This is a genomic window from Caldalkalibacillus uzonensis (assembly GCF_030814135.1).
Classification (GTDB): domain Bacteria; phylum Bacillota; class Bacilli; order Caldalkalibacillales; family Caldalkalibacillaceae; genus Caldalkalibacillus; species Caldalkalibacillus uzonensis.
The window spans coordinates 258,609-284,510 of sequence record NZ_JAUSUQ010000003.1 but is presented as its reverse complement, the minus strand read 5'-3'; the positions used below and the strand labels follow the sequence as shown (position 1 = coordinate 284,510).

29 protein-coding genes, 1 other RNA gene and 2 pseudogenes are annotated in these 25,902 nt (G+C 46.3%); 23 read left to right on the top strand and 9 right to left on the bottom strand.

Going from position 1 to position 25,902, the window contains the following annotated elements:
- Positions 1–3: 3 nt before the first annotated feature.
- From J2S00_RS06005 to J2S00_RS05960, 10 genes and pseudogenes are all read left to right on the top strand, one after another.
- Positions 4–90, top strand: a pseudogene (locus tag J2S00_RS06005) (peptidase E); the annotation flags it as partial.
- A 1,291-nt stretch (positions 91–1,381) separates the two neighbouring features.
- Positions 1,382–1,513, top strand: a complete 132-nt coding sequence (locus tag J2S00_RS06000) for a hypothetical protein (RefSeq protein WP_307336747.1) — start codon at positions 1,382–1,384, stop codon at positions 1,511–1,513.
- A 246-nt stretch (positions 1,514–1,759) separates the two neighbouring features.
- Positions 1,760–2,353 (top strand): histidine phosphatase family protein, encoded by a 594-nt coding sequence (locus tag J2S00_RS05995; RefSeq protein WP_307336744.1) that lies wholly within the window; start codon positions 1,760–1,762, stop codon positions 2,351–2,353.
- Positions 2,354–2,364: 11 nt separating this feature from the next.
- Complete coding sequence (locus J2S00_RS05990) at positions 2,365–2,592, top strand: hypothetical protein (protein WP_307336741.1); 228 nt, start codon at positions 2,365–2,367, stop codon at positions 2,590–2,592.
- Positions 2,593–2,611: 19 nt separating this feature from the next.
- Positions 2,612–2,944 (top strand): ATP-binding cassette domain-containing protein, encoded by a 333-nt coding sequence (locus J2S00_RS05985; RefSeq protein ID WP_307336737.1) that lies wholly within the window; start codon positions 2,612–2,614, stop codon positions 2,942–2,944.
- 63 nt (positions 2,945–3,007) lie between these two features.
- Positions 3,008–3,493 (top strand): ABC transporter permease, encoded by a 486-nt coding sequence (locus tag J2S00_RS05980; protein ID WP_307336734.1) that lies wholly within the window; start codon positions 3,008–3,010, stop codon positions 3,491–3,493.
- A 46-nt stretch (positions 3,494–3,539) separates the two neighbouring features.
- Positions 3,540–4,031 carry an SRPBCC domain-containing protein gene (locus J2S00_RS05975; protein ID WP_307336731.1) on the top strand — a complete coding sequence of 164 codons (492 nt, stop codon included), beginning with the start codon at positions 3,540–3,542 and terminating at the stop codon, positions 4,029–4,031.
- A gap of 201 nt (positions 4,032–4,232) precedes the next feature.
- On the top strand, positions 4,233–4,586 hold the full coding sequence (locus J2S00_RS05970; RefSeq protein ID WP_307336729.1) for an O-methyltransferase: 354 nt from the start codon (positions 4,233–4,235) through the stop codon (positions 4,584–4,586).
- Positions 4,587–4,657: 71 nt separating this feature from the next.
- Positions 4,658–4,978, top strand: a pseudogene (locus J2S00_RS05965) (GNAT family N-acetyltransferase); the annotation flags it as partial.
- Between the two features lie 63 nt (positions 4,979–5,041).
- Complete coding sequence (locus J2S00_RS05960; RefSeq protein WP_307336727.1) at positions 5,042–6,163, top strand: NAD(P)/FAD-dependent oxidoreductase; 1,122 nt, start codon at positions 5,042–5,044, stop codon at positions 6,161–6,163.
- Here J2S00_RS05960 and J2S00_RS05955 read toward each other — a convergent pair.
- Together J2S00_RS05955 and J2S00_RS05950 are read right to left on the bottom strand one after the other, a co-directional pair.
- Positions 6,160–6,723, bottom strand: a complete 564-nt coding sequence (locus tag J2S00_RS05955) for a thioredoxin family protein (RefSeq protein WP_307336724.1) — start codon at positions 6,721–6,723, stop codon at positions 6,160–6,162. The genes J2S00_RS05960 and J2S00_RS05955 overlap by 4 nt on opposite strands.
- A 215-nt stretch (positions 6,724–6,938) precedes the next feature.
- The gene (locus J2S00_RS05950; protein WP_307336722.1) at positions 6,939–7,499 is read right to left on the bottom strand and encodes an FAD-dependent oxidoreductase; all 561 of its coding nucleotides are present in this window, start codon (positions 7,497–7,499) and stop codon (positions 6,939–6,941) included.
- A 225-nt stretch (positions 7,500–7,724) separates the two neighbouring features.
- Here J2S00_RS05950 and J2S00_RS05945 point away from each other — a divergent pair, with 225 nt between their 5' ends.
- The 5 genes from J2S00_RS05945 to rnr all read left to right on the top strand — a co-directional run bounded on the left by J2S00_RS05945 (position 7,725) and on the right by rnr (position 12,286).
- Positions 7,725–8,087 (top strand): hypothetical protein, encoded by a 363-nt coding sequence (locus J2S00_RS05945; protein WP_307336721.1) that lies wholly within the window; start codon positions 7,725–7,727, stop codon positions 8,085–8,087.
- Positions 8,088–8,166: 79 nt separating this feature from the next.
- Positions 8,167–8,400 (top strand): preprotein translocase subunit SecG, encoded by a 234-nt coding sequence (gene secG, locus J2S00_RS05940; protein WP_307336719.1) that lies wholly within the window; start codon positions 8,167–8,169, stop codon positions 8,398–8,400.
- 120 nt (positions 8,401–8,520) lie between these two features.
- Entirely contained in the window at positions 8,521–9,255 is a 735-nt protein-coding gene (locus J2S00_RS05935; RefSeq protein ID WP_307336717.1) for an alpha/beta hydrolase, read from the top strand.
- 5 nt (positions 9,256–9,260) lie between these two features.
- Positions 9,261–10,028 (top strand): alpha/beta hydrolase, encoded by a 768-nt coding sequence (locus J2S00_RS05930; protein ID WP_307336715.1) that lies wholly within the window; start codon positions 9,261–9,263, stop codon positions 10,026–10,028.
- 26 nt (positions 10,029–10,054) lie between these two features.
- Positions 10,055–12,286, top strand: coding sequence for a ribonuclease R (gene rnr, locus J2S00_RS05925; RefSeq protein WP_307336712.1), 2,232 nt, complete (start codon positions 10,055–10,057; stop codon positions 12,284–12,286).
- Positions 12,287–12,415: 129 nt separating this feature from the next.
- On the opposite strand, the gene J2S00_RS05920 is transcribed toward rnr, so the two are convergent.
- Positions 12,416–12,772, bottom strand: a complete 357-nt coding sequence (locus J2S00_RS05920; protein ID WP_307336709.1) for a c-type cytochrome — start codon at positions 12,770–12,772, stop codon at positions 12,416–12,418.
- A gap of 232 nt (positions 12,773–13,004) precedes the next feature.
- Here J2S00_RS05920 and smpB point away from each other — a divergent pair, with 232 nt between their 5' ends.
- From smpB to J2S00_RS05905, 3 genes are all read left to right on the top strand, one after another.
- Positions 13,005–13,472, top strand: coding sequence for an SsrA-binding protein SmpB (smpB, locus tag J2S00_RS05915; RefSeq protein WP_307336923.1), 468 nt, complete (start codon positions 13,005–13,007; stop codon positions 13,470–13,472).
- Positions 13,473–13,527: 55 nt separating this feature from the next.
- Positions 13,528–13,884: a transfer-messenger RNA gene (gene ssrA / locus J2S00_RS05910) on the top strand.
- Positions 13,885–14,224: 340 nt separating this feature from the next.
- Entirely contained in the window at positions 14,225–14,917 is a 693-nt protein-coding gene (locus J2S00_RS05905) for a TVP38/TMEM64 family protein (RefSeq protein WP_307336707.1), read from the top strand.
- A 268-nt stretch (positions 14,918–15,185) separates the two neighbouring features.
- Here the strand turns inward: J2S00_RS05905 and J2S00_RS05900 are convergent, their stop codons facing one another.
- Positions 15,186–16,157, bottom strand: a complete 972-nt coding sequence (locus tag J2S00_RS05900; RefSeq protein ID WP_307336704.1) for a C40 family peptidase — start codon at positions 16,155–16,157, stop codon at positions 15,186–15,188.
- Positions 16,158–16,346: 189 nt separating this feature from the next.
- On the opposite strand from J2S00_RS05900, the gene pheA reads away from it, so the two are divergent.
- Both pheA and J2S00_RS05890 read left to right on the top strand, forming a co-directional pair.
- The gene (pheA, locus tag J2S00_RS05895; protein ID WP_307336920.1) at positions 16,347–17,261 is read left to right on the top strand and encodes a prephenate dehydratase; all 915 of its coding nucleotides are present in this window, start codon (positions 16,347–16,349) and stop codon (positions 17,259–17,261) included.
- 44 nt (positions 17,262–17,305) lie between these two features.
- Positions 17,306–18,430: a mechanosensitive ion channel family protein gene (locus tag J2S00_RS05890; RefSeq protein ID WP_307336702.1), complete on the top strand. Its 1,125-nt coding sequence runs from the start codon at positions 17,306–17,308 to the stop codon at positions 18,428–18,430.
- Positions 18,431–18,526: 96 nt separating this feature from the next.
- Here J2S00_RS05890 and J2S00_RS05885 read toward each other — a convergent pair whose 3' ends face one another.
- The 3 genes from J2S00_RS05885 to hemQ form a co-directional block, all read right to left on the bottom strand.
- Complete coding sequence (locus tag J2S00_RS05885) at positions 18,527–18,898, bottom strand: DUF2512 family protein (protein ID WP_307336700.1); 372 nt, start codon at positions 18,896–18,898, stop codon at positions 18,527–18,529.
- Positions 18,899–19,063: 165 nt separating this feature from the next.
- Positions 19,064–20,242, bottom strand: a complete 1,179-nt coding sequence (locus J2S00_RS05880; protein ID WP_307336697.1) for a KamA family radical SAM protein — start codon at positions 20,240–20,242, stop codon at positions 19,064–19,066.
- Between the two features lie 236 nt (positions 20,243–20,478).
- Positions 20,479–21,228, bottom strand: a complete 750-nt coding sequence (hemQ, locus tag J2S00_RS05875) for a hydrogen peroxide-dependent heme synthase (protein WP_307336695.1) — start codon at positions 21,226–21,228, stop codon at positions 20,479–20,481.
- Positions 21,229–21,348: 120 nt separating this feature from the next.
- Here hemQ and J2S00_RS05870 point away from each other — a divergent pair, with 120 nt between their 5' ends.
- From J2S00_RS05870 to J2S00_RS05860, 3 genes are all read left to right on the top strand, one after another.
- The gene (locus J2S00_RS05870) at positions 21,349–21,600 is read left to right on the top strand and encodes a DUF2553 family protein (RefSeq protein ID WP_307336691.1); all 252 of its coding nucleotides are present in this window, start codon (positions 21,349–21,351) and stop codon (positions 21,598–21,600) included.
- 108 nt (positions 21,601–21,708) lie between these two features.
- Positions 21,709–22,572 carry a MotA/TolQ/ExbB proton channel family protein gene (locus J2S00_RS05865; protein WP_307336688.1) on the top strand — a complete coding sequence of 288 codons (864 nt, stop codon included), beginning with the start codon at positions 21,709–21,711 and terminating at the stop codon, positions 22,570–22,572.
- A complete protein-coding gene (locus J2S00_RS05860; RefSeq protein WP_307336685.1) occupies positions 22,569–23,375 on the top strand; it encodes an OmpA family protein in 807 nt (268 codons plus the stop codon). The genes J2S00_RS05865 and J2S00_RS05860 overlap by 4 nt, the downstream gene beginning before the upstream one ends.
- Before the next feature lie 115 nt (positions 23,376–23,490).
- On the opposite strand, the gene hemY is transcribed toward J2S00_RS05860, so the two are convergent.
- Both hemY and hemH read right to left on the bottom strand, forming a co-directional pair.
- Positions 23,491–24,936 (bottom strand): protoporphyrinogen oxidase, encoded by a 1,446-nt coding sequence (hemY, locus tag J2S00_RS05855; RefSeq protein WP_307336682.1) that lies wholly within the window; start codon positions 24,934–24,936, stop codon positions 23,491–23,493.
- Complete coding sequence (hemH, locus tag J2S00_RS05850) at positions 24,933–25,883, bottom strand: ferrochelatase (protein ID WP_307336679.1); 951 nt, start codon at positions 25,881–25,883, stop codon at positions 24,933–24,935. The genes hemY and hemH overlap by 4 nt, the downstream gene beginning before the upstream one ends.
- Positions 25,884–25,902 lie beyond the last annotated feature (19 nt).

Below are 25,902 nucleotides of genomic sequence, written 5' to 3'. Positions count from 1 at the left end.
GCCATGGGGGGAGGAGGGTGCTCCATGGAGCCAGACAACCCTCCTCTTCTCGACCTGTACATCTTAAAACAAGCACAGAAAAGTACACCGATGAGGCAAAGACATATTCTGTTACAGTGATTATCCCTGCCGATAGTTCAAGGTATTCAAAATTAGCACTTTATGGAGATTATAAACGTTTCTATGTAAAAGTGGAAGAAAAAGATTGGCTAGGGCGCATCGTCAAAACAACCTATCATTATACGTATGAACCTACATCTAATCATTATTTACGAGTGATTTATCAATAAAGGTCAAATTTTCCTCCTTTCCCACTTGTACCTCCAGAATCGATATTAACCAGCATTTTGTCATAAATTCTGAATCCGTGAGGTTTCAGCCTATTAATTCTTCGTCTGCTTTGATACAATAGATTGAAACAATTGTCACATTATTTCATCTGGCAGGTGAAGAATGGTGCGTTTGATTATGCAACCGACTGATGAATGTCTAACAGCACATAGCGGTCTTTAGGATTGTTCCTGAATAAAACCAACCTTCGGACCCGATTGAATCAGATCAAGTTAAGCAAATGAAGTCCACTGCCTTCACATGCTGATATTGTAAATGCCATGCTTGGTCTTCTCGCCCAAGGTAAAAGTGATTTTGAAGATATATAGACGACATTTAAGATTTTTATAATTGAACGCAAAGTCGATCGATGGACTTTTGCGGATTTTTGTTGATCTCCTTGATAAAAGGTTTGAACCGCTTTGCGTATTTCTGAAACGGTTTATATAAGAAGACATTGTAGATCGCTTTCGTAGGTCATCCACTTAAAATGAAGTAAAATCGTCTGATAATGCTCAAACATTCGTTTATTCTTGGTATCTTCATCGTGGCCTTGACTTCTTGTATAGCCGAGTTCTCGTTGCCTACTTGGGGTATGTTTTTCATGGCTGTTCACCTCCTATTGGTAACATTGTTTTTGTTATCTATAGGAATAAACCAAACTTTCTAAAATCCTTTAGTGCCTTCTATACAGAACTCTTTTAGGTTAAACCTTTCTTTAGAGCATTAGATATTAAGCAAGTTGCCTTGGTTGCCCGTCTGCGCGGGCAGCTGGATTTACGCCCAAACCCCTGACTGGCGAGTTGCTGTTTAAAGAAATGGCTTTGTTACCTCAACGATCAGAATTGAAACCAACAGCAGCCATCAAGATAAAAGAACATCCGTTATGTGCCTGTCGATATCATTTAACAACTTTGACACCAAAAAAGAAGAGGTCAGCCCTACTTAACGAAGACTATGATGAGTATACCCCTTTATTAGCTTATATAGACCGGGAAAGTTTTGGCCTATATGCTCAGTTACGAACCGGGAGTCCCATGTGCAGAAAGATGTGAAACACGAACTGACGAAAATCACTGCTTTGTTTCAGGCCACGGATGAAGAAATTGTTGTGCGTTTGGTGGATACTGGAAGAACCCACCATGGATCAAGATGGACAACTGCGCCTTGTCCCAGACATTAAAGTGTATGTGTATGGGGCGATATAGCTAGTTGAGTATGCCTTTTTTCATCACAAATGATGAAATGAAGCCAGATACCTAAATCAGATCTTTAAGTTATCTTCTATTTGGCATTTCAGACCCTGGTGGGCCTGCATCAGCGAACAACATGATAAACAACACAACACATTTTACGATTCAGGATAAATGTTAGTAAACTTACGAATTATTTAAAGAAAAGGAGTCGTTAACGATGAAACGAGTCATGATTGTCTGAATTAGGGATAAAGCAAGCATTATGGTTAAGGGATGCCTTGATGAATGAGAAAATCGACATCATATTTTCCAGTTCCAGCCCTAGAGCTTATCAAACGGCCCAACTCATCCGCGGGAACAGACCCATCACGATCGCCAAGTGTGATGAATTTAAAGAAATTAATTTAGGCGTATGGGAAGGAAAAAGGCAAGAAGATGTGATGGCTGAAAACCCTGAGCAATTTGAGTATTTTTGGAACCAACCCAGCCAATTTCAAGTCACAGGCAGTGAAACATTTGAAGATGTCCAACAGAGGGCGCTGCTTAAATTAGATGAAATCATGCAGGACTACAAGGGAAAAAACGTTTTAATTGTTACCCATACAGTTGTGGTCAAAATTTTAATGGCCTATTTTGAAGGGAGGGAGCTTGACCTGATTTGGAACCATCCCTATATCCATCCCGCTTGTTTATGCAAGGTGGAGATCGCAGATGAACAGGCTCATATTCTCCTCCATGGGGACATCAGCCATTATCAGGAAAACATCCACCTCCAGGCTGAAGCTAAGACTGCCAACCGTGAGAAGGGAGTCATTTGGAAAGAGTAACGTTTTTGATAATGGGAGAGTTGAAAGGGTGTTTGTTGATGTTCAGGCAGGATATTGTGGTTCAAAAAGCAACCATTGATCACGTAGAAGGCATAAGCAGGGTGTGTTCAGAAGGATGGGGGGATACTTACCGAGAATTGTATCCAATTGAATATATTGAGCGAGTCATAAAAGAATTCTATAATATGGAAAAAATAGAAGATGTTAGGGGGTGTTTGGTCAATTACAGTCCACTTTAATAGGAAGGGGAACTGATCGATGGATGATGCCATTGTCGTTCAGGATTTGCATAAAAGGTATAAAGATAATTATGCAGTGAGAGGGGTTAGTTTTACAGTTAAAAAAGGAGAAATTTTTGGCATTGTCGGACCGAACGGAGCTGGTAAAACCACGACGATTGAGATCATGGAAGGGTTACGGACACGGGATCAAGGCAAGGTACAGGTGCTGGGATTAGATCCGGAAGAAAATCCTTGGAACTGCGACAACGGATTGGGGTGCAGTTTCAGTCTACTTCCATTCACGAAAGGATTAAAATATCTGAGGCCATTCAACTGTTCAGCTCTTTTTACCAACAAAGGGGACCTGTAGAGGAACTTAATGCAAAAGGGACGCTGGATGATTTGTTTATTACGTTAGCAAATGAGGAGGTCAGTGCCTGATGAACGCTTTTGCCCAATTAGCCCTGTATCTTTAGGCGCCCACATGGTTTATGGGCTTATTGTCTTTCTGTTTAGTGCATTGGTTATAGCTGGTTTTGGCTGGTTGTTTTTTGACTTAAACAGGCCGGTATATTCAGGGAGCGTTGTGTTAGCCCTGATCATACCGATCTTTGCTTTGTTTCCCTTTGGTATGTTTGTGACGTCTTTAGCCAGAAACAACCGGGCGGCAGCGGCCATTAGTTCCCTGTTGCTTAATTTGATGCTCTTTCTTTCCGGGGCAACTTTTCCCTTGGAAATGATGCCTGTATTCTTACAACATGTTGCCAAGCTACTACCCCTTTATTATGTTGTGGATCTCTTAAGGCAGACCTGGAACTCAACGCCTATCACTGACCAGATGTTATCTGTTTTTGTGTTGATTGGTATTGGCGTTGTTTCATCTGTGTTAGCTGCTAAATTCTTTCGATGGTCTAATTGATTGACTGAAACTAAACTTAAATACACAAATTGTTCAAAATTGTTGTGTGAATCAAGGCCGCGATCAAGATGACAATAAAAAGGAGACAGAACCCATGTTTGAGATCTATACCTCAATTGAAATTGAAGCGACTCCTAAGGAAGTATGGAAGGCGTTAACAGATACGGACCGGTATTCCCAGTGGAATCCCTTTATCAAGCGCATCAATGGTGAGCTTAAAGAAGGGGCCACTATAGAAGTGTTCATTCAGCCTGTAGGAGAGAAGGGCATGACTTTCAGGCCTAAAGTGATCAGTTGCATCCCAGGTCAAGAGCTTCGCTGGCTGGGTAAAGTCTTTGTTCCTGGCTTGTTTGACGGTGAACATGGCTTTGAAATAGAAGATTTAGGGGAAGGGAAAGTGAAGTTTATACATAAGGAGAGATTTCAAGGACTGCTGGTGCCATTTCTTAAATCTAAACTGAATAATGGCACGAGAAAAGGGTTTGAAGCAATGAACCAAGCCTTGAAGAGTTATGTTGAGTCGGATTCTAATAGATAAATCTTTTTTAATTTTTTCTGGCAGAACTGTGGTTAAAGGGGGGAGGGACATGATGAACGGGTTCAACCAACGCTTTGCAGACAATTTGGAGGAATACGAGAATCCTGAATGGTATGATTTGGAAAACGCTACCTTTGCGGAAGAGGTTCCTTTGCTTTCTGATTGGGCCCATCAATTGGGGAGCCCGGTCGTTGAGTTGGCTTGTGGGACGGTGATGAAGAAACCGGGACATTATTGTCCACATTGGCGGCGGCTAAACCTGGAGGACGTTTATTGGAAATCGGCACGGGAGTCGGTGTTTCAACGGCTTGGATTCTTCAAGGCATGTCAGATGATGCCGAATTGGTGTCTGTTGATTTGGATGAGAAAGCCCAGGCTGTGGCCCGCAAATATCTGGGGAATGATGAAAGGGTTACTTTTTACACCATGGATGGGGAAAAATTTATCTTGGAAAATCAGGACAAATCCTTTGATTTCATCTTTGCTGACTCATGGCCGGGGAAGTTTTATGTGTTGGATGAAACCTTGAAGCTGCTCAAGCCAGGTGGATTGTAATATCATTGATGACTTGTTGCCGGTCAGCACTTGGCCCGAGGATCATTACAGCAAAGTAAAGGCGCTTATTGCTGTTTGCCTTTATCATCGGTTTTGTTTCGCAGAGTGAACCCAATGAAGCCTATATTCATTTTGTTGGTGTTCATCCCCAATACAGGAAGCAAGGGTTAGCCCGGAAACTGTATACCACTTTTATGGATACTGTGCGTCGAAAAGGATGCCAACTTGTCCGCTGCATCACTTCCCCGGTAAACAAAACGTCCATTCTATTTCATACCCGCATGGGATTTGAGATTGAGCCGGGTGATGACACCATCGCTGGCCTCCCTGTACATAGGGATTATGATGGTGTGGGCGTCGACCGTGTTTTGTTCGTCAAACGTTTGCATTGAGTCCGCCTAAACACTGATGTAAAATTTAGACATGAACAGCAAAAACATAGAAAGGTGTTATTGATGCAAACCTGTATTGTCGTTGGCGGCGGGATTCTCGGGGCATCTACCGCATACCACCTGGCTAAAGCTGGAGCAAAGGTGACATTAGTTGACCGTCAAGATCCAGGACAGGCTACGGATGCAGCAGCAGGCATTCTTTGTCCGTGGGTGACGCAACGCCGGAATAAAGCATGGTACCGGCTGGCTAAAAACGGGGCGAGGTATTATCCTGCTTTAATTAAAGAACTGGAGGAAGAGGGGATAACAGATACAGGGTATGCCCGGGTGGGGACCCTTTGCCTGCACACGGATGAAGAAAAGCTGGATAAAATAGAGGAAAGGGCGTATAAACGGCGCCAGGATGCTCCGGAAATAGGAGAAATTACGCGCTTATCCCCTAAGGAAACGCAAGATTTATTTCCACCGTTGAGAGAGCATTATAGCGCCGTACATATCAGTGGGGGCGCCCGTGTGAACGGCAGAGCCTTACGCGAAGCGCTTGTATATGTGGCCAAGCGCTACGGGGCTTCTTGCCTTTATGGTGATGCGGCACTGGTTGCCGAAGATAACCATGTGATTGGCATCCAGGTAAACGGAGAGAAACTATATGCTGATCAAATGATTGTCACAACGGGCGCCTGGGCAAAGGGGCTTTTACAACCACTAGGCGTTCACTTCTTAGTGGCTCCGCAAAGAGCCCAAATCGTTCACCTGGAACTCCCAGACACAGATACAAGTAAATGGCCGGTAGTCATGCCCCCCGCTAACAAGTATATTCTCTCCTTTGCAGGCGGCCGGGTTGTCATAGGAGCAACACACGAAGACCATGTTGGCTTTGATCCCAGAGTGACAGCCGGTGGCCTGCATGAAATCCTTAATAAAGCACTGGAGATTGCCCCTGGTTTAGCCAACGGTACGCTACTTGAAACAAGAGTGGGCTTTCGGCCACTGACTCCAGGCTTTCTTCCTGTGATAGGCCCTGTACCGGGTTATAAAGGGCTGTTAATAGCCAATGGACTCGGCGCCTCCGGATTAACGGTTGGGCCATATCTGGGGGCTGAACTGGCCAAGCTTGCTTTGGGAAGGGAGATGGAGATTGACATCACGGACTACGCTGTGTGTAGTGCCATCGAAAACGATTAAACCGCTGACAGCAGACTGTAAAGTTCATCCACAATCAGCTTTTGATAATCCGTCCCTTTTCCGTAGCGTTTTAAGATTTCTTCATAGGCTGCTGTTTTTTTCTCGTCGTAATCCGGGGCCTTGGGATCCGGATTGTCCTGCTTGAAGCGCACCATAGGTTCTTGCACATAAGCGGGCCGCGGCCCCCACTCAGCCAGCACATTGCCGTCCTGATCGGTAAACAGGACTTTGGGGATGGCCCGGCCCCCCATGGTTAAAAATTGATCGATCAGGTCCAGGTCTTTTTCCATGATAAAAATTTCCGTGGGAATCCCCGCCTCTTCCACCACCCTAAGGACAACAGGCAGATTGCGCACCACATCTCCGCACCAGTCAGAGGCAATGATGGCACAGCGCAGATCCCGGCGGTTCCTTAACTGTTGAAAGGCCGCCTTTTTGTCTTCATCCCAGACAAACCGGTCATACCAGTTAGTCAGTTTGTCGCGGTTTACAGTCATTCCGTCAATAAAATCTTGGGGTGCAATCCCCTGTCCTAGTTTGTGAGCAATATTTTTACTCATCATGTCTGCCTCCTTAAACATTTGTCTCTATGATAACACTGGTTGTTCTTGTCCAGCCATAATAATGCTTGGCGTGGGCAAGACTTTTCAAAACGTGTGGAGGGATAGGCAGATGTGGTATGATGATTTTAGCAATTTGGAAAAAGACGGGTCCGGGGTAAAAGTAAAAGGATCCTCCTTTCAGTTAAGAGGATCCTCTCCGTATATAGGCGGAATTATTTTAAAACATCATGGTCAACATACCGTTCACCATTGATTTCGCTGAGGAGATTAATGGCGACCTTGGCGCCGTCACCAGCAGTAATAATGGTATGCACGCTGACACCGGCGACTGTGCCTGCGGCCCATACATTATCTACATTTGTTTTACCCTGCTGGTCTGTTTCAACAATGGTTTTAATTCTCGGCTCGGTTCCAGGTTTTGTTTTCAGGCCAATTTTCTCAGCCAGGTCGGTTAAAAGACCCGTGGCCAAAATAATGTGCTGAGCTTCATAGGATTGGCTTTCGGTGCGTATCACAAAAGTGTCGCCTTGTCTTTCAATATCAGTGACAGCGGCATCGACTAACTCAGTGCCAAATTTTTGGGCTTGTTTCTTGCCGGTTTCCACCAGGTCAGGCCCTGCTATTTCCATAATTCCGTAGTGGTTTTCGATCCAGGCCCGCTTGGTGATGCTTTTGTCATGGTCAAAGAGAATGGTTTTCTTTCCCGCTTTTGATGTAAACAGAGCCGCGCTGGCGCCTGCAGGACCTGCACCGATAATGGCAATTTCGTACATATATAACGCCTCCTTTCGTATTTATCATATAGCCTCTTCATAGGTGTTGCAAACCTTTTGCTCATTATACACATCAATAATAAAAATTACCACGGAAATGGGAAGTATGTATATTCGCGCTTGGGACTACAGAATCAAAAACACTAGAGGGGGGACTGTCAATGTTTCAAATACGGTGGTGTGGCCTGTTGTTATGTTTTGCATTTATTGTAAGGGGCATTGGGGATGGGGATTGAGGAAGAGTTTGGTGGAGGATTTTATGGTGAATTTTCAGTGGCTTTAAGGGAGTCTGACGAGGATCAAAGCCAGTATTTCGTCTCCGTTGCTTTTACTGATGAATCAGGATACGCTAGCGCAAGATTTGACATTCCGGTCTTTGAAGGCCCCATTGGCATTCGACCTCACACTTTGCAGGAGAAGCGCGAGGTGAAGGCCGGAGAAAGCATGGCTGTCTGGGTTTTAGTGGCTGGAGAGGGTTCAGATTATTATCGAATTGGCGAAACGATCGAGGAGCTGGTCCAAAGGGTGGAGTGGGCTTTAGTGATCAAAGTGACGGTGGAGGATGATTTTGTTGACCATGAACAGTAAAAATGCGTGATGTATAATCATTTGAAACCTTGTCCAATCTGTGCTATAGTACTATAGTGATATAGTGGAGGTGGAACAGATGACTGGCTTGCTGAAAGTCTTGTTAGTGATTATCTCGCTCGCTCTTATTGCAGTTGTATTATTGCAATCCGGACGCAGTGCTGGTCTGTCAGGGGCCATCAGCGGGGCTTCTGAGCAGCTGATGGGCAAGACAAAAGCCCGCGGTATTGATGCCTTATTGGGCAAACTGACCGTTGTCTTCGGCACCCTTTTCATTCTTTTAACACTGGCCGTGGCGTATATTGTGCAATAAGACGAGGAGCAGTTGCATAAGGTAGCAGCAGGAGGGTTCCTGCTGTTTTTTATTTTGAAACAGGAAAAAAACGGGTATGATAAAACCATGGGATTCTTAGCTTACGAGAGGTGACATCAGGTGCAAGGCTGCATGTTGATCCATGGTTTTACCGGCAGCCCACATGAAGTGAGGCCGTTGGCTGAACACTTCAAACAGCATACGGAGTGGTTGATTCATACACCTACCCTGCCTGGACATGGTGAGGGAGAAAGCCTTAGAGGAGTGGAATGGCGGGACTGGATTGCTTACGCTGAGCAAGAGTGTGAACAGTTTGCCAGGCAATGTTCAGAGCTGTATCTGGTGGGTTTCTCCATGGGCAGTTTGATCGCAGCTTATTTGGCCAACCGTTTCCCTGCCAGGAAACTGGTACTGCTGAGTCCAGCCGTTTATGCACCCAATCCGCAACAAATGCTGAAAGACGTTGCAGATATATTGCGTGAGGGCTGGGAAGACAACGAGGCCATTCTGGCCAATCTGGAACGGTATAAGGCCAAAATCACCCAAACACCGCTTAGGGCGGTGATTCAGTTTCGCAAGCTGGTGCGCACATTAACACCGGAAATTGATCAACTTGATCTGCCTGTTTTAATCATACATGGCCAAAAAGATGATCTGGCCGATCCGAGAAGTGCCGACTATGTGTACCAGCGAGTGAAATCGCCCTGTAAGGAAATTGTGTGGCTGGAAAAATCCAAACATGTTATTTGCCATGATTGTGAACAGGAGCTGGTCATTAATAAAGTGAGCCAATTTTTTGATATACCCACCACAGATGGGACAGGAAGTAAGGTGGGCATGGGGAGGAGTCGATGAGGCAGATGCCAGCACAACCTGCACCGTTGATGCTTACAGCAGATCAAAGCCCTGTTGGCGTGCTCTTATTGCATGGTTTTACAGGGACCACACTGGAGCTCGAGCCCCTTGGCCGTCACCTGCACGCTGAGGGCTGGACGGTGCATGCCCCTCTGTTAAAGGGACATGGCCTGACGCCGGAAGAGATGGGCTGTACCACCTGGGTGGATTGGTTTGTCAGTGCCAAAGAGGGTTACCGGAGGTTGCTGGAGGAGGGGTGTGCACATATTGTGGTGGTTGGCTTGTCCATGGGCGGCCTGTTGGCGATCAAAGTGGCCCAGCATGAGCCGGTGGTTGGGATTGTCACTTTGTGTGCACCGATGAGAGTGAGAGATCCCCGCCTTAGTTTGGCCAAATATGCCCAGTATGTTCTGCCTTATGCCAAGCGGAGAGGGCGGAAGGCAGACCATATTGAGCCACATCTCTATGTCTATGAGCGGACACCCTTATCCTGTGTGGTCAGTTTGGAAGAGTTGATGCACAATGTCCGGCATGTGCTTCCCTGCATTAAACAACCTGCCCTCATTATTCAGGCGGAGCAGGATGAAACAGTTCATCCTTGTAGCGGCCAGATGCTTTATGAGCAACTGGGCAGTACGGATAAAGAACTGGTCATGTTTAAACAGTCAGGTCACATTATTACCCTGGATCATGAGCAGGAACGATTGCATGAGAAGGTCACACAGTTTATTCGATGCATCGAAAACAAGATGCAGTCCTTTTACAATACTTGATGCTAAACGAGAAAGGAGTGACAGCCATGATCGACAAAGCGACATTGCTTGAGTTTTTTGAAGAACAAGCGACTAAACCGTTAAGTGTAGAAGAATTACAAGAGATGTTGGAAGTTGATTCTGCGGCTGAGTTTAAAAAACTGATGAAACTTTTAAATAAGTTAGAGGAAGAAGGAGAGATTGTCCGTACCCGGACCAACCGCTACGGTGTGCCGGAACGGATGAATCTGATCAAGGGACGCATCCAAGGGCATGGGCGCGGATTTGCCTTTCTGATTCCGGAGCGTCCGGAAGATCCTGATGTGTATATTGCTGAAAAGGATTTAAATGGAGCGATGAACCGGGACATCGTCCTGGTCCGTTTGAACAGGACAAGCACGGGACCGGGCTTGGAAGGGGAAGTGGTGCGCATTTTGGAACGTGGCTTAACCGAAGTGGTCGGTACGTTCCAGGATCAGGAGTATTACGGCTTTGTCGTGCCTGACGATAAGCATATTGCCCAGGATATTTTTATTCCTAAAGCGAAGATTAACGGGGCGGCTGACGGGCACAAAGTGGTGGTCAAAATGACCAAGTACCCGCAAGGACGGCGCAGTCCGGAAGGGGAAGTGATTGAAATTCTGGGTCATAAAAATGACCCCGGCGTGGATATACTCTCAATCGTACGCAAATATCAGCTGCCAGAAGCTTTTCCTGAAGAAGTGATGAAAGAGGCGGAAGCCATTCCCGACGAGATTGATCCGGCAGAAATTGAGCGCCGTCGGGATTTGCGCAACGAAACCATCGTTACAATTGACGGAGAAGATGCCAAAGACTTGGATGATGCCATCTCCCTGACCAAAACCGAAGAGGGCAACTATTTGCTGGGGGTACATATTGCCGATGTCAGCTACTATGTGCAAGAAGGCTCCGCTTTGGATGAGGAAGCATTCAGAAGGGGGAACAGTGTCTACCTGGTTGACCGGGTCATTCCCATGCTGCCCCACCGTTTGTCCAACGGCATTTGCAGTTTAAATCCTAAAGTGGACCGCCTCACCTTGTCGTGTCAAATGGAGATTACACCGGATGGAGAAGTGGTTCACCATGAATTTTTTCCCAGTGTAATCCGTACCACGGAGCGTATGACCTATACCAATGTGCGCAAAATTGTGGAGCGGGAAGACGAAGAGGTATTAAAGCGTTATGAACAGCTCATCCCGTTCTTTGATCTGATGAAAGAGTTGGCACTGATTTTGCGTGCCAAGCGCATGCGGCGGGGCGCGATTGACTTTGACTTTAAAGAAGCGAAGGTCCTGGTAGACGAGGAAGGAAAGCCGACGGATGTGGTCTTGAGGGAACGCTCCATTGCAGAAAAGATTATTGAGGAATTTATGTTGGCGGCAAACGAAACGGTGGCTGCACATTTTCACTGGCTGAATGTGCCCTTTATCTACCGTATTCATGAGGATCCTAAACCGGAGAAGCTGCAGGCGTTTTTAGAGTTTATCACCAACTTCGGTTATGTGGTGCGCGGGTCGGCTAACCGGGTGCATCCCCGTTCATTACAGCAGCTTTTGGAGCAGATCAAAGATACACCGGAAGAAACGGTCATTAGCACGGTGATGTTACGCTCCATGCAACAGGCTCGCTATTCCCCGGAAAGCGTGGGGCACTTTGGTTTGGCTGCTGAATTTTACACCCATTTTACTTCCCCCATTCGCCGTTACCCGGACTTGATCGTCCACCGCCTGATGCGCACCTATCTGTTTGAGCAGAACATGAGTGAAGAGACACAGGCTTACTGGGCAGACAAATTGCCTCTCATAGCTGAACAATCCTCTGGGCGGGAGCGTCTGGCCGTTGATGCTGAGCGGGAAACAGACGACTTGAAAAAAGCGGAGTTTATGCAGGATAAGATTGGCGAAGAATTTGAAGGCGTGATCAGTGGTGTCACCTCATTTGGCCTGTTTGTTGAATTGCCCAATACGATAGAAGGACTGATTCATGTCAGCTATTTAACCGATGATTATTATCACTTCCACGATAAACACTACGCCATGATTGGGGAGCGCACAGGGCGGATCTTTCGCATCGGTGACAGTGTCAAGGTGCGGGTGATAGGGGTTAATCTGGATGAACGGTCAGTAGACTTTGAATTGGTTGAAGCACAAGCGAGACGGGAGCGGCCCAAGAAAAAGCGTGACCGGCAAGCAGAGCGCTTATTGGCTTTGACTAATCAAAAGGCGAAAGGCAAAAAGAAACGCAACAAGAAGAGATAAGCAAGTGCAGCTAATGATAGCTGTTAGCCCAGATGAACAGACTAACCCGACAGTTTGGTATCCTGGCCAGGTGTTAAAAGAAAAAACCGCCGCAGTGAAGGACTAGCCTTCTGCGGCGGGTTTCTGTTTTTATTGCTGGCTTAATAAGTACTCGGCAATTGCTTCTTCTTGACCTGGGGCTAAGTTGGGTGGCATTGAACCCTGACCGTTTTTAATCACTTCAACAATTTCATCTTTGCTTAAAGTGAGGTTGGCCAGAGCAGGTCCTGCTCCGCCTTCCAGATTACCACCATGGCAGCTGATACACGATTTTTGATATGCTTCTTCACCTTGGGCTACGAGTGTGGCTTCTCCAGTATCAGCGCCAGTTTCTTCTGTTTCATTAGCATCGTCAGCAGGTGCTTCAGCATCTCCGCCCCCGCAGGCTGTCAATACGAGCATCAAGCCGAAGGCGAGCAGCAAGAACCCCATTTTTTTGGTCTTCATCATGGTCCCTCCTTGATATTTACTAGTTCAAATGGCAAACAATGTCATCTCTATCTTAGCAGAATGGGCATGAAAAGGGGAGTGATTTATATCACTCCGGCCTTGTTGTCACAAAATTGTTCCTCTTTTAAAGAACGGACATATGTGCTCTTTTCCTCCTTGGAAATGCCCATCATTCCCTGTTATAATAGAAATGCTCGTTTTTCTATTCCTCCACTTGAGAGAGGTGGTCATGATGGCCGAAGAGATCAAAGTTGTAGCTCAAAATAAAAAAGCAAGCCACGATTACTATATCGAAGACACATATGAAGCGGGCATTGTGTTAACAGGGACAGAAATCAAGTCGATTCGTGCCGGCAAAGTTAATTTGAAAGATAGCTTCGCCCGGATAAAAAATGGTGAAGTATTCCTCATGAATATGCATATAAGTCCCTATGAACAGGGCAATCGCTTCAACCATGATCCGCTGCGGACACGCAAGCTCCTATTGCATAAACGGGAGATTAACAAGCTGATTGGATTGACGAAGGAAAAAGGCTATGCCCTTATTCCGCTTAAGATCTATCTTAAGCGGGGATTAGCTAAAATTGATCTGGCTGTGGCTAAAGGTAAGAAGTTGTATGACAAGCGGGAAACCATGAAAAAGCGGGATGCCCAGCGTGAAATTGAACGGGCCTTCCGTGAAAGACAAAGAATGTAAAGCTCATCTTGGGCTTGCATTGTAACCAAAAATATGTTATTATTAAACGTCCCATGGGGGCGTAATGGATTCGACGGGGATAGATCGAGCATTAGCTGCGAGCCGAGGGGTCGGCCTCGTAAAAACGACACCTAATAATAACTGGCAACAATAACGAAAACTACGCTCTGGCTGCTTAATTCCGGAGCGGCTCTGTCTGTCAATCGCCCACGTTGACAGATAGGGCTCACTCACAGTGGGCTGCAGCATGTTCCTCCACCTGCGGAACATGCTTAAGCTAAGCAGGTTAGCCTGAAGGGTGAGCCGGTCGCTGGGCGTTCCTTCGGGTGAAGCTGAAATACGGCGGCTACGCTCGTAGATGCTAATGTGGCGATATCTTCGGACGTGGGTTCGATTCCCACCGCCTCCACCATACAAAACCGCATCCTCTGGGCATTAACAGATTCATATACACTGGACAGATGTTTCTGCATAAATGCTTAACAAGTAACAAGGGTTTTGATTGTCAAAGCCCTTGTTATTTTGTTTTTGTTTACAATTAACAGCTGTTTATCAAATCAGACTCGAGACGGATATAAACTCCATCCTGGAACAGACGTATTTTGTTTAAATATCAAGTAGGATAAAACACAGATGAATAATCCAGAAAAGAGCCAGCCTATTTTGCTGAAAATGTTTGGTATTTTATGTATGCTAAATATTAATGGGTGATTGATTCAGGCTTGAGGTGTGGTTTGAGATGGAGGAGGAAGATGAAAATTAAACGTAAAAAACGGTTAGCCGTTATTATTGTAATATGCTTGTTTATTTTGGCTATCAAAAGCCCTTGGTTTGCGGCTATCCTAGATCAGGATATCTCTTCTGTTAGTGAACTGAGAGACGAGATGGGTTACCGGATACTGATGTTAACCGTGCCGCTGGGGATTATACAGGGAACAGTAACGATATTTCCGTTTATGACCATTGTTGCTGTGCATGTCTTCAGTTTTGGTCTAGTTCAAGGGTTGTTTTTCAGTTGGTTATGCGCCTTTCTTGGTGCGATGATTTGCTTCATTTTGGGGCGGTATTTTTTTCATGATTGGTCTGAACAATTGTGGGAAAATAAAAAAGAAAAATATGAGCGGTTTATAGTTTACTTCCATAAATATGGAATGTGGGGCCTCATTTTGCTCCGAACTATTCCTTTTATGCCCAGTAATTTGATTTCCATCATGGCTGCTCTGTCACCGATCAACTTTAGAGCTTATTTGTGGTCTTCAGTTATTGGAAATATCACTATGGTTATGCTGCTAGCACTGTTGAGTACTCCTTTTGCGTTAGATGATGCACATTATATCCCTTTATTAACTAGCTTCATCATCTTACTGATAACATTATTTTTGGTTTTTCTGTTTCAGCATTTAGTGAAACAAAAACAAAGAAGATATGAGGGGGAAGAATTATAATCCATGTTTAACTCCAACTTTCCCAACCGGGACTCGAAGATTTGACTAAAATGATTTCAGGATAAGGTCTGAGTCACAGGTTCAAATACCGCTCTTCCCGCTACAATGAAAACCAGATCAAGAGAGTGATGCCAAAGGTGAGAGCATGGACAAACTGGTTAAAGACCGGCGTTTATATGCCATATTGTTATCAAACATTACTTCTTCCATTGGAACAGGTATCACCATGATTGCCGTTCCGTGGCTATTAGTCAACGCTTTACTGGGTTTACTGGGATACCCTCACAGCCCCCAAATACGTTTGGCGCCAATAACTGGAGGCTGCGGCGTTAACAATATGGACGCCGCGATTGGGGGTAGTATGGATCATCCGGCCATTTCCCATATAAATGCCCACATGACCCACGATCCGATTGCTGCTATAGCGGCCCGGCCAGTAGAAGAAGACGAGGTCCCCTTTTCTTAACTGGGAAACAGGGATATAGCGGGCCCGGTTTGTGTGGCGCAGGGCAGCTTGCTGGCGGGAAGTGCGCGGCAGGCTGATGCCGTTGACCCCGAATACATATTGGGTAAACGATGAACAATCAAAGGTTCTGGTACTTCCGCTTGGGGCGCCAAATTCATAGGGTGTTCCAATGTAGCGTCGTGCGGTGCGTATAATAGCATCAGCTTTGGTACTGGACAGAGCAGGGACTTCTTCTTGATCTTCGTCATCTGCTTCGCTTAAGTCTTCGTCTTTTGGCAAATCAGCATCCTTTTGTTCCATATTAACCATGAGGACTTGATCGTTCAAACGGACTTCAGAACCTAGCAGTTCTTGTAAGGCCACTGTGGTGATGTAGGCTTGTCCGTCATAAGTGGCCACTTCATGGGACAGGTTAATGCTTTCACCTTCTGATATGGCTTCGGCAGATCCTTTTTTAACCTCGTAAATAATGTCAGTGTAACCGGCTCTAATGTGCTCATCATCTTCAGCAATATTAAAGTCCATCAGTTCCAGGATGCGGGTCAAGGGGATATAGATTTGACCTTTTTCCAGATAAACAGTCACTTCATCTAAGGGGTGGCCGTTAATATGGAGAAGGACATCTGCAGAGTCTTCAGGGAACTTTTTACCCAGCTGGTTTAAATAAGCCTCCCCTTCACTTTGAAAATTTTGGAGATTATCATTCTGAAATGGTTGTTGGCAACCGCAGAGACCGATCATGATGAGTAAAATGATCAACCATTTATTAGGCATAGGAGAGCTCCTTTCGCATATGCTTGAGGATGTATAGGCATCAATATTTACTTATAGCTTCTGTCATGTTTGTTTTTTTATTCCGGGGAAAGCCTATTGACAAAAAGTATGACTCTTTGCACAATGAAAAGAAAAAATTCTTAGGAGTGGAGTTAGGTGAGACAAACTCAACAGGAGAGTCAAACAGAAATGCGTGTGGCTTATTTAGGGCCAGCAGGGACGTATACAGAAGAGGCCTTGCTGGGCCTGTGCAAATTGATGCCTGCCTTGGGGCAAGCGACCTTTGTGGCCAGGCCTACCATTGCCGATTGTTTGCTGGACTGCGACAGGGGAAATGTGGATTATGCCATGGTCCCAATGGAAAATTCCATAGAGGGCTCAGTCAATATGACCTTGGATTGGCTGATTCATCATGTGGAGATCCCCATTCGCAGTGAGATCGCCCTGTTAATCTCCCATCATGCTCTGGTTCATCCGGACAGAAAAGACAGCCCTTTTTCTAACGTGGAAAAGGTGTTATCCCACCCCCAAGCTATTGCCCAGTGTCATCAGTTTATCCGCCAACACTGCCCCCATGCTCTGATTGAATATACTAAGAGTACAGCTGAAGCAGCGGAATATGTGGCTCACCACCCAGAGCAAAAGCTTGTGGCTATCGGTCCGCGTGTGGCAGGGGAGACATACGGATTGTATGAGGCTTTAGCAAATATAGAAGATCACCCCAATAACTACACCCGTTTTGTGCTTGTAGGTCACGAATCAGTTAATGGGCAGTCGATCGAAGCGCCGAAAATGCAACGCACAGATAAAACCTCTATTCTGGTGACCTTACCTGAAGATTTCCCTGGTGCTTTGCATCAGGTGTTAAGTGCCTTTGCCTGGCGCAAATTGAACCTGACCCGTATTGAATCCCGCCCGACCAAAAAGAAGCTGGGCAGTTATTTCTTCATTATTGATATTGGCCAGGGCATGGACGACACCCTTGTTCCGGGGGCCATCGCTGAGATAGAGGCATTAGGTTGCCAGGTGAGGTTGTTGGGCAGTTATCCTTGTTATATGCCACAGGACACAACTACACGTTCAACCATGTCGATGAAAGGGTAAACCAGAAAAAGCAGTTGTAAGGGAAGGACTAAGGAGGACCACTCATGCTGGAGCAATATTTGGCGTTTATCGATACAAACCAATGGTGGTGGGAATGGAGCATTGCCCTGTTGATTTTTTTGTTTTTTTTGCTGTTCCGAAATTTTTTCTCCCGGCACATTTTTAACCTCATTGTACGCTACACCAAAGAGACTAAAGTGGAGATTATACACAGTATCTTGCAATCTTTTGAACGACCGCTAAAAACCTTTTTCATTTTGGTGGGACTGTATTTTTCCTTGCGCTACTTGTCCCTTATGGCACCCTATATCCCCACCTTACATGATGCTTTCCGCTCGGCCGTGTTTATCTTGATCGCCTGGGGCTTTTATAATTTGAGCGGCACGTCTTCAGCCTTGTTGAACAAAATAGGGGAAAAGCTGAATTTTGAATTGGATCAGATATTGATTCCATTTTTATCAAAAGTGTTGCGCGTTTTGGTTGTTGCGCTGACTGTTGTTGTTATCCTAGACCAATGGGGCTACCAGGTGGGTGGGTTTATAGCAGGGCTTGGTCTGGGCGGTTTGGCTTTCTCCTTGGCAGCCAAAGATACCTTGAGCAATATTTTTGGCGGGATTGTGATCATCACGGAAAAGCCATTCTCTCTGGGGGACTGGATCCAAACGCCCAGTGTGGAAGGAGTCGTTGAAGATATTTCCTTCCGCAGCACCCGCATTCGCACTTTTGCTCAGGGTTTGGTCACAGTGCCTAATTCCACATTAGCTGACGAGCCGATTACCAACTGGACAAGAATGGGACGGAGACGCATTACCTTCCATCTGGGTGTAACCTACACCACACCCAGGGAAAAGTTGGAACGGTGTGTCAACCGGATTCGGGAGATGCTGCAAAAACATCCTGAAATCAGCAAAGAAACGCTGTTCGTCCATTTTGATCGTTTTAATGACAGCAGTTTAGACATTTTTCTGTATTTCTTTACCAAAACCACCGAATGGGGCCAATGGCTGCAGATTAAAGAAGAGATTAATTTTAAGATTATGGAGATCCTCGAGGAAGAAGGGGTATCTATTGCTTTTCCCAGCCGCAGCATTTATTTTGAAAACCAGTTGCACACAGGAGGGAACCTGCCTGAAGGGGCAGAACATCACCGGCACGAAAGCGGCGATTGATCTTGGTTTAGATCTTATAAGCAAAAGCCAACAACAAAGGGATGCCACTCACAGGCATCCCTTCTGGTTTCAAGCTGAAGACATTAAGCATGAACTTTAGGCGCGTTCTGGTTCTTCCTCCCGGTTGGGAAAAACCCTTGTTTCCATGTACTGATGGAAGAACCATTCCCCAACACCAATAATGACACTGGCTAATAAAGCTGTGGTAAAAGGTACAAAAGCACCGAGGAAAAAGGGGCCAATGATCCACATAGCAAATGTATTTAAGCCAATGTCAGCTAAGGTGGCTACAATGTTATTGGTCATTGGCAGGATGGCTAAATCACCAATCAGGTAAGACAGCCCCACAATGAGTAAAGCCAGGGCAAAGGTTGGACCAAAACGGTAATCATTCATCCAGTTTAAAACAATAGACAGAATGGCAAGCACCATAATGGTCTTAATGACTAAGGCCCAGACATGTTTCATGACAAAATACTCCTTTCATCCGTGTTTATAATTAGTAATCACCGGAGATTGGCAACTTTAATCATTTAATATGGCTGAAAGGAGTACCAATATTTTCCTTAATCCCTTCTTTCAACGTTATGGTATTCAAATAAAAGGGAGCCGGCCAAGGCTCCCTAAGGGTTTTTAAGCTTTAGAGTATGCTTTTGTTTTTTGCGGAAAGTCAGGCAGTTCGTTAACCGATACGACCTTATCCGTCTTCTTTTTCGGCTTTCTCCAATATTTTTCGTTGCCGGGCAGTTCGTCAAACCAAGTGGCATCTTTGGGACAGTCAAGGACCATAAACTTGCCGTACTCTCCGTCGCGGTTTTGATGGTACTTCAGATACGCTTTGCCATTTTCGATGGCCAGTATTTCAATTTTGCCGGATGTATGGCTCATGGCCAGGCGGACACGTTTACCCAGTCCGGAGGTTTTGGCCTTAGCTTGTTCCACTAGGTTATACACTTCCTCTAAGGTGAGCACAAAGTCTTTATTTCCGGCTACAGGACGGTTGACAAAGAAGTAGTAAGGTGTCACCCCGGCCCAGGACAGCTTATCCAGCAGTTCAGCCAGCACATCAGCGTTGTCATTGATCCCTCTTAACACCGGTGTTTGGTTCACAACGATCACATTGGATTCGTGTAAGGCTTGAATGGCTTTATAGGCCTGCTCTGTAATCTCACGGGGATGACAGAAGTGAGCCATAACATAGATACGCTTTTCAGGCGTTGAGTATTCTTTTAAGAGTGCTAACAATTCTTTGTCTTCGGAAATACGCATGGGATTGAAGGCTGGCAGTTTGGAGCCGATGCGGATAATTTTGACATGATCGATGGCACGCAGCCGTTCGATAATATAACGCAGTTTTTTGGTGGCAAGAATCAGCGGGTCGCCGCCGGTCAAGAGCACGTTGTTAATCTCCGGATGCTGGGCGATGTACTCCAAACCAGGCTCCACATCTGACATGGCTTCTTTGACGTCATTGCGGAACAGGCGCTTGCGGAAACAGTAGCGACAGTATGCACCGCATACTTCGGAGCAGATTAAGAGTGCGGTCGTGGTGTACTTGTGCTGGCACCCCGGAACTGCATAGTTGGTGGCCTCATCGGAAGCATCCCAACGCCCATACTCCTGCAGTTCGTTTTTATTGGGGATGACCAGTTTACGAATGGGATCGTTCGGATCATTCCAATCAATCAGGCTCAAATAATAATCGTTGACGCGGAACACAAACTTATCTGTGATTTGCTTCAGCTTTTGACGCTCTTCCTCAGGAATCTGGGTAATCTTATCAATGTTGGTAATGTACTTTGGTAAAGCCATAAACTCTCCCCTTTCAAATAGATTGACAAGTGTCACAATTTAAGTGTAACAGAAGGGGAGAGTGTTGTAAACATGTTAAAAATTTAATTATATAACAATGAAATAATTTTATCAAGAAATTTTTTTGGTGAAAGTTTTTCTTCATTTTAAACAAAATTGGAAAGGGATGGCATTTCCTTACATCAGCAAAAACCCCTTCTCAGTCAATAGACGAGAAGGGGGAAATACATTAGGCTTTATTTTACATCAAGGTAAGCTCTTAATGCTTCTTCACTCAGTTTGTTTCCAACCAGGAAGGTGCCAAACTCACTGTATTTGGCGCTCACTTCATCAAAACGCATTTCATAAATCAGCTTTTTGAACGTGACCGGGTCATCGGCGTAGAGGGTAACACCCCACTCCCAGTCATCCAATCCAATGGAACCGGAGATGACTTGCGTGACTTGACCTGCATATTTGCGGCCAATTAAGCCGTGACTTTTCATCATTTCCCGCCGTTCTTCCATGGACAAGGTGTACCAGTTTTGGCCGGCTTCCCGCCGTTTGTTCATCGGATAAAAACAAATGTTTTTATTATCCGGGATGACCGGTTTCAAGCGTCTTTGGATATAAGCGTCCGTTTCGGGATCCACGTTGTCAGAAGCCACATAGTTGCTCAATTCAACGACTGAGACATAAGAGTAGCTGGGCAGGGTGACATCGGCAAATTTTGTTTTGTTCAATGTGGCTTCAAGTTCGATCAGTTCTTCCAGTGTGGGCCGGAAATGGAGGAAAAGAAGGTCTGCTTTGTGGCCCAAAATGGTAAACATACCGGAAGATCCTTGCTTTTGCTCTTCGGTCTCCCGCCAAGCAGCAGTCAACGACAGCACCTCATCAAGCGCAGCCTGACGGTCTTCAGGAGACATCAATTTCCAGCTGGCCCAATCAATCGTGCGGAAATCATGATGGACAAACCAGCCTTCCAGTGTATGTACAGCTTCGCTCATAACCTTCACTCCTTTAAGTCATCCTAACATATACAACAATATGTCCGAGTAAAAGTATAACATACTTATCTGCTGGACAGCAAAACAAACCCCGTTGCTGCAATGAAAGGATGACATATGGTGACCGAACAACATCTAAGGAAAAAAGTGGATATAACGGAACATGTGCAAGGTAAGCTGAACCAAGGTCAATTGATCCTGTATCTCAACGAAGAAGAGATAGGGCGAATCAACCTGGCCCAGGCCAATCCCCCTGTTGTCTTTCGTGACGGTTATGGGTTAATCACGGAAGGCTATAAAATTTATCAAATTCAGGAAGTGGGAACTGAACAAGATCATTATGTGGAAGGCTGTGATTTGGGTTGGTGTTAGCACAAGCACTCTGGCAAAAGGCCAGGGTGCTTGTTTATTGTAACATAGTAAAAAGATGCGTCTGATAAGCCGAAATAATTAATAAGCGTGTCTGATTGAGAGGCACAGATGTCAATAGGCATAGCACTGTACATAGAGAAACAGAATGGAGGGTCAGCTGTGCGGCAGCGGGACTGGTTAACACCTTTGGGTATTTTTTTGGGATTTGGCATCATCATTATAGCCATTTATTTAGCTGGAGGGATTGAGGGACTTTCCGGCTTTGTCAGTCTTTCTTCATTTGTGACAGTTGTTGGTGGTTTAACCGCTTCCCTGTTTGTCGGTTTTGGCGGACAAGAAGTGAAGAACATGTTTTCAGTTCTCCATCAAACATTTAGGAAGAAAAATATCGATTTTCAGGAACTGATCGATTTTTGGGTACTACTTGCCCGCAAAGCTCGCCAGGAAGGTGTCGTTACCGGCTTGGAACAGGAACTTGAGCAGGTGAAGGACCCGTTTGTGCGCAAAGGGTTGAGGCTGGTTGTTGATGGCAATGACGCTGGCATTATCCGGCAGATTATGACAATGGATATCTCTACCCTGCAGAAACGGCATGCCCGGGGACACCAATTGATCAGCAAGGCGGCAGAATTGTCACCGGGATGGGGCATGGTAGGCACGATTGTCGGTTTGGTGCTCATGCTGCAACAAATTGATAATCCTCAAGCAATTGGACCGGCCATAGCACTGGCTTTGATTACGACATTGTACGGGGTCCTGTTGGCCAATCTGGTGTTTAATCCTATTGCCAATAAGCTGATGTTACTTACTGAAGAAGAGGTTTTTATCAAGGAAATTATTGTGGAAGCGCTGATCAGTATTCGGAACGATGAGGGGCCGGTTGTGCTCAGGGAGAAGCTGCAAATGTTTCTTACCTCTGAGATGTATGGCAGATTAAAACCCCTTGAGGAGGGGAGAGACGTGTCTGTATGAACCACAAATCCTCGTCAAAATCATCGTTTTCCAGAGAGCCCAGGCAAAGGTGGCTGGTCACTTTTGCTGACTTGATGATGATTGTGCTGGTTACCTTTGTTTTGCTCTATTCTTACTCGGAAATTAATATGCAAAAATTTCACTCTGTCCTTGATTCTTTTAATAAGCGTATCCCGCTGGAGGGTGAAAGCCTGCCCCCGGCAGAACCGGGGTTTGATAAGGATATCCCGGGCCCGGAACAGGGGGAAGAGGCGCATCCGACGCAAGAGGTGAGCCCGCAAGAGGAAGAACAAACCATTGATTTGGATCAAGACTTGCAGGAACAGTTGGCCGACCTGCTGGCAAGGGAACAAAAAATGAAAGCGATCCTGGAATATGTGCAGGGTTTTGCTCATGAGCATCAGCTGGAAGAAGAGTTGATTGTCAAACGGACAGCAAGGGGTATTGAGCTGGTGTTGCCGGAAGTGATGTTATTTCCCTCTGGACAAGCCGACCTGATCGATGAGGCGATTATTTTCCTAGATGAGCTAGCACCCCTTTTGCAAGAAATTCCTCATTTGATCGAAGTTGAGGGTCATACAGACAACAGGCCCATCTCTAATGTGCGTTTTCCTTCCAACTGGGAACTGTCAACAGCCAGGGCCACACAGGTGATCCGCCATCTGGTTGAAGAGCACGGGCTTGATCCCCAACGGTTTAAAGCTGTGGGTTACGGAGAATATCACCCTGTAGCCAGCAATGATTCGGAAGAAGGAAGAAGCCAAAACCGGCGCGTGGTGATGGTTATTTTGCTGAATGATTAAACCACTCAATATCCAGAACTATTGCCTTTTTTAGCAATAAAAAACACCTTCCCACTGCTTGACAAAAAGCAAGAATGGAAGGTGTTTTGTGTGTGAAGTGTGCTGCAAATCAATATCAGGGCTCTGCTTTTTTAGTCAAATAGGCGAGCAAATTCTGGGCTGCTTGCTTGGCCTGGCCGATACAATCAGGAATACCGACCCCGCGGTAACCAGCCCCGCATAGAAAAAGGCCGGGATGGGACATGTTCAATTTGTAGGTTAATTGTTCCAGACGCTCGACGTGCCCCACTTGGTACTGAGGCATGGATTGAAACCAGCGATTCACTTCGTAAAAAAGAGGCTGTGCGTTCAGCCCAGTCAGTTCCCGCAGTTCCTGTTGCACGATGCTCAAAATATGCTCGTCATCCTGCTTGACGATATCCTCTTGGCCAGCACGGCCCACATAAACTCTCATCAGCACCTTTCCTTCAGGTGCTGTGTGGGGCCATTTGGAGGAGGTCCACGTACAGGCTGTCATGGTGTACCCTTCTTTTTTGGGTACAACGAATCCCGACCCTTCTAAGGGCACGTTAATATCTTCTTGATTGAAGGTCAGGACCACATTGGCTACCGACACATAACGAATGGGTGCAAGTAACTGGCGCAGTTCAGGTTCCTCCAACAGCTGGGCTGTGACAAAGGCAGGAGTGGCCAAAATCAGGGCATCGGCCTCCAGGGTTTGCCCGTCGTTTAACTGAAGACGGTAGCCTGATTCGTTTTTGTGTAAACCTTTGACCGCCGTTTGAGTGCGGAGCTGGGCCCGTTTTAAGCCCGAGGCTAACGCCTTGACCAGGGTGCTTAATCCTCCTTGGAAGGAGAGAAACATACTTTTTTGAGCCATTGCTGGCAATCGGCTTGTTTGTTGCATGCGTTGTTTGCTGATCATCATGCCTTTGATGAGACTCGTGTATTTTTGCTCCAGTTGTTGAAACTGGGGGAAAGTGGCCTGTATGCTAAGGTCATAAGCGTCCCCGGCGTAGATACCGGACAAGAGCGGTTCTGCCATTTGGCCGACCACTTCCCTTCCCAGCCGGCGCTCGAGAAAGTGCCCCAGAGACTCGTCTCCTGTCTCCTTACGCTTAGGCAGGATGAGATCCAGAGCTGCCCTTGCTTTACCCAGGGGGGAAATTAACCCTGTCTTTAAAAAAGGCGTCCATTGTGTGGGAATGCCCAGCATTAACCCGGGTGGTAAAGGATGCATTTTTTTGTGATGGACAACAAAGGTTTGTTTGGCTTGGGGGCCGGTAGCGACCCAGTATTTGTTGAGGCCCAGTTCCTGGGACAATTCAATCACTGGCCATTTGCGGGCCAAAAAAGAATCGGGGCCCCGTTCGATGATAAAGTCATCACGATGCAAGGTGTCAATTTTGCCCCCCAGTCGCCCGTCTTTTTCCAGGAGGGAGAGCTCTATGGGCAGACCGGCCTTTTCAGCTATGTTTTGCACGTAGTAGGCGGCGCTGAGTCCGCTGATCCCTCCACCGATGATAACCACTTTTTGGGGACGGACGTCCGGACTGGTCATAGCTGGCCGTCCCCTTGATAGACGCCGAGGACCTTATCGGCCAGTACGGCGATATAACGGGGGTCTGTATTGAGAGAAGGGGGCCGTTTGAGCTCGATGCTTAATTCTCGGGCGACACTTCGGGCTTCAATGTCGATATCATACAAGATCTCCAGGTGATCGGAAACAAAGCCAATGGGACAGATCAAGACATGCTCCACTTTTTCTTCCTGCCGGAGCCTACGCAAAACGTCCAAGATATCAGGTCCCAGCCAGGGCACGGGTGTTTGTCCCGCACTTTGCCAGGCAATCTGCCAGTGGTTGGCCAGTCCCGTTTTGTCTATAACCGCCTTGGAGGTGGCCAGCAGTTGATCAACGTAGGGATCATTCATCTCTGTGATCTTTTCCGGCAAGCTGTGGGCGGTAAAGATAATCCGCACCTGGTTTTGAATGTGGGCCTCAAACTGGGAGAGGGTATCCTGTACCCGTTCTGCCCAGGCCTCAATCAACTGGGGATGGAGGTGGTAGTCTTGCACAAACCGCATAGAGATACCTGCCTTCTCTGCCGTTGCTTGGGCCCGCTTAATATAGCTGCCTACACTCATGATGGAGTAGTGGGGAGCCAGCACGATGCCAACCGCCTCCTTGATTCCATCCCGGGCCATCTCTTGCACGCCTTCTTCAATGAGGGGGTGGGCATGTTTCAGCCCCTGATAACATCGAAACTGCACCCCTGCAGCCCCTTGCAGCTGGTCAAGTTTATCCTGTAACGCTTCTACCTGGGCATTGGTGTTTTTGCGCAGGGGAAACAAACCGCCAATGGCTTCGTAGCGGTCTTTTAAATCTTGCAACTGCTCTGCGGATGGGGGATTTCCCCGGCGGATGTGGGTGTAGTATTCTTCTACCTGCTCCATATTTTCCGGGGTTCCGTAGGACATCACTAACACGCCGATCGTTTTTGAGGGCATAACCGTTCCTCGCTTTCTG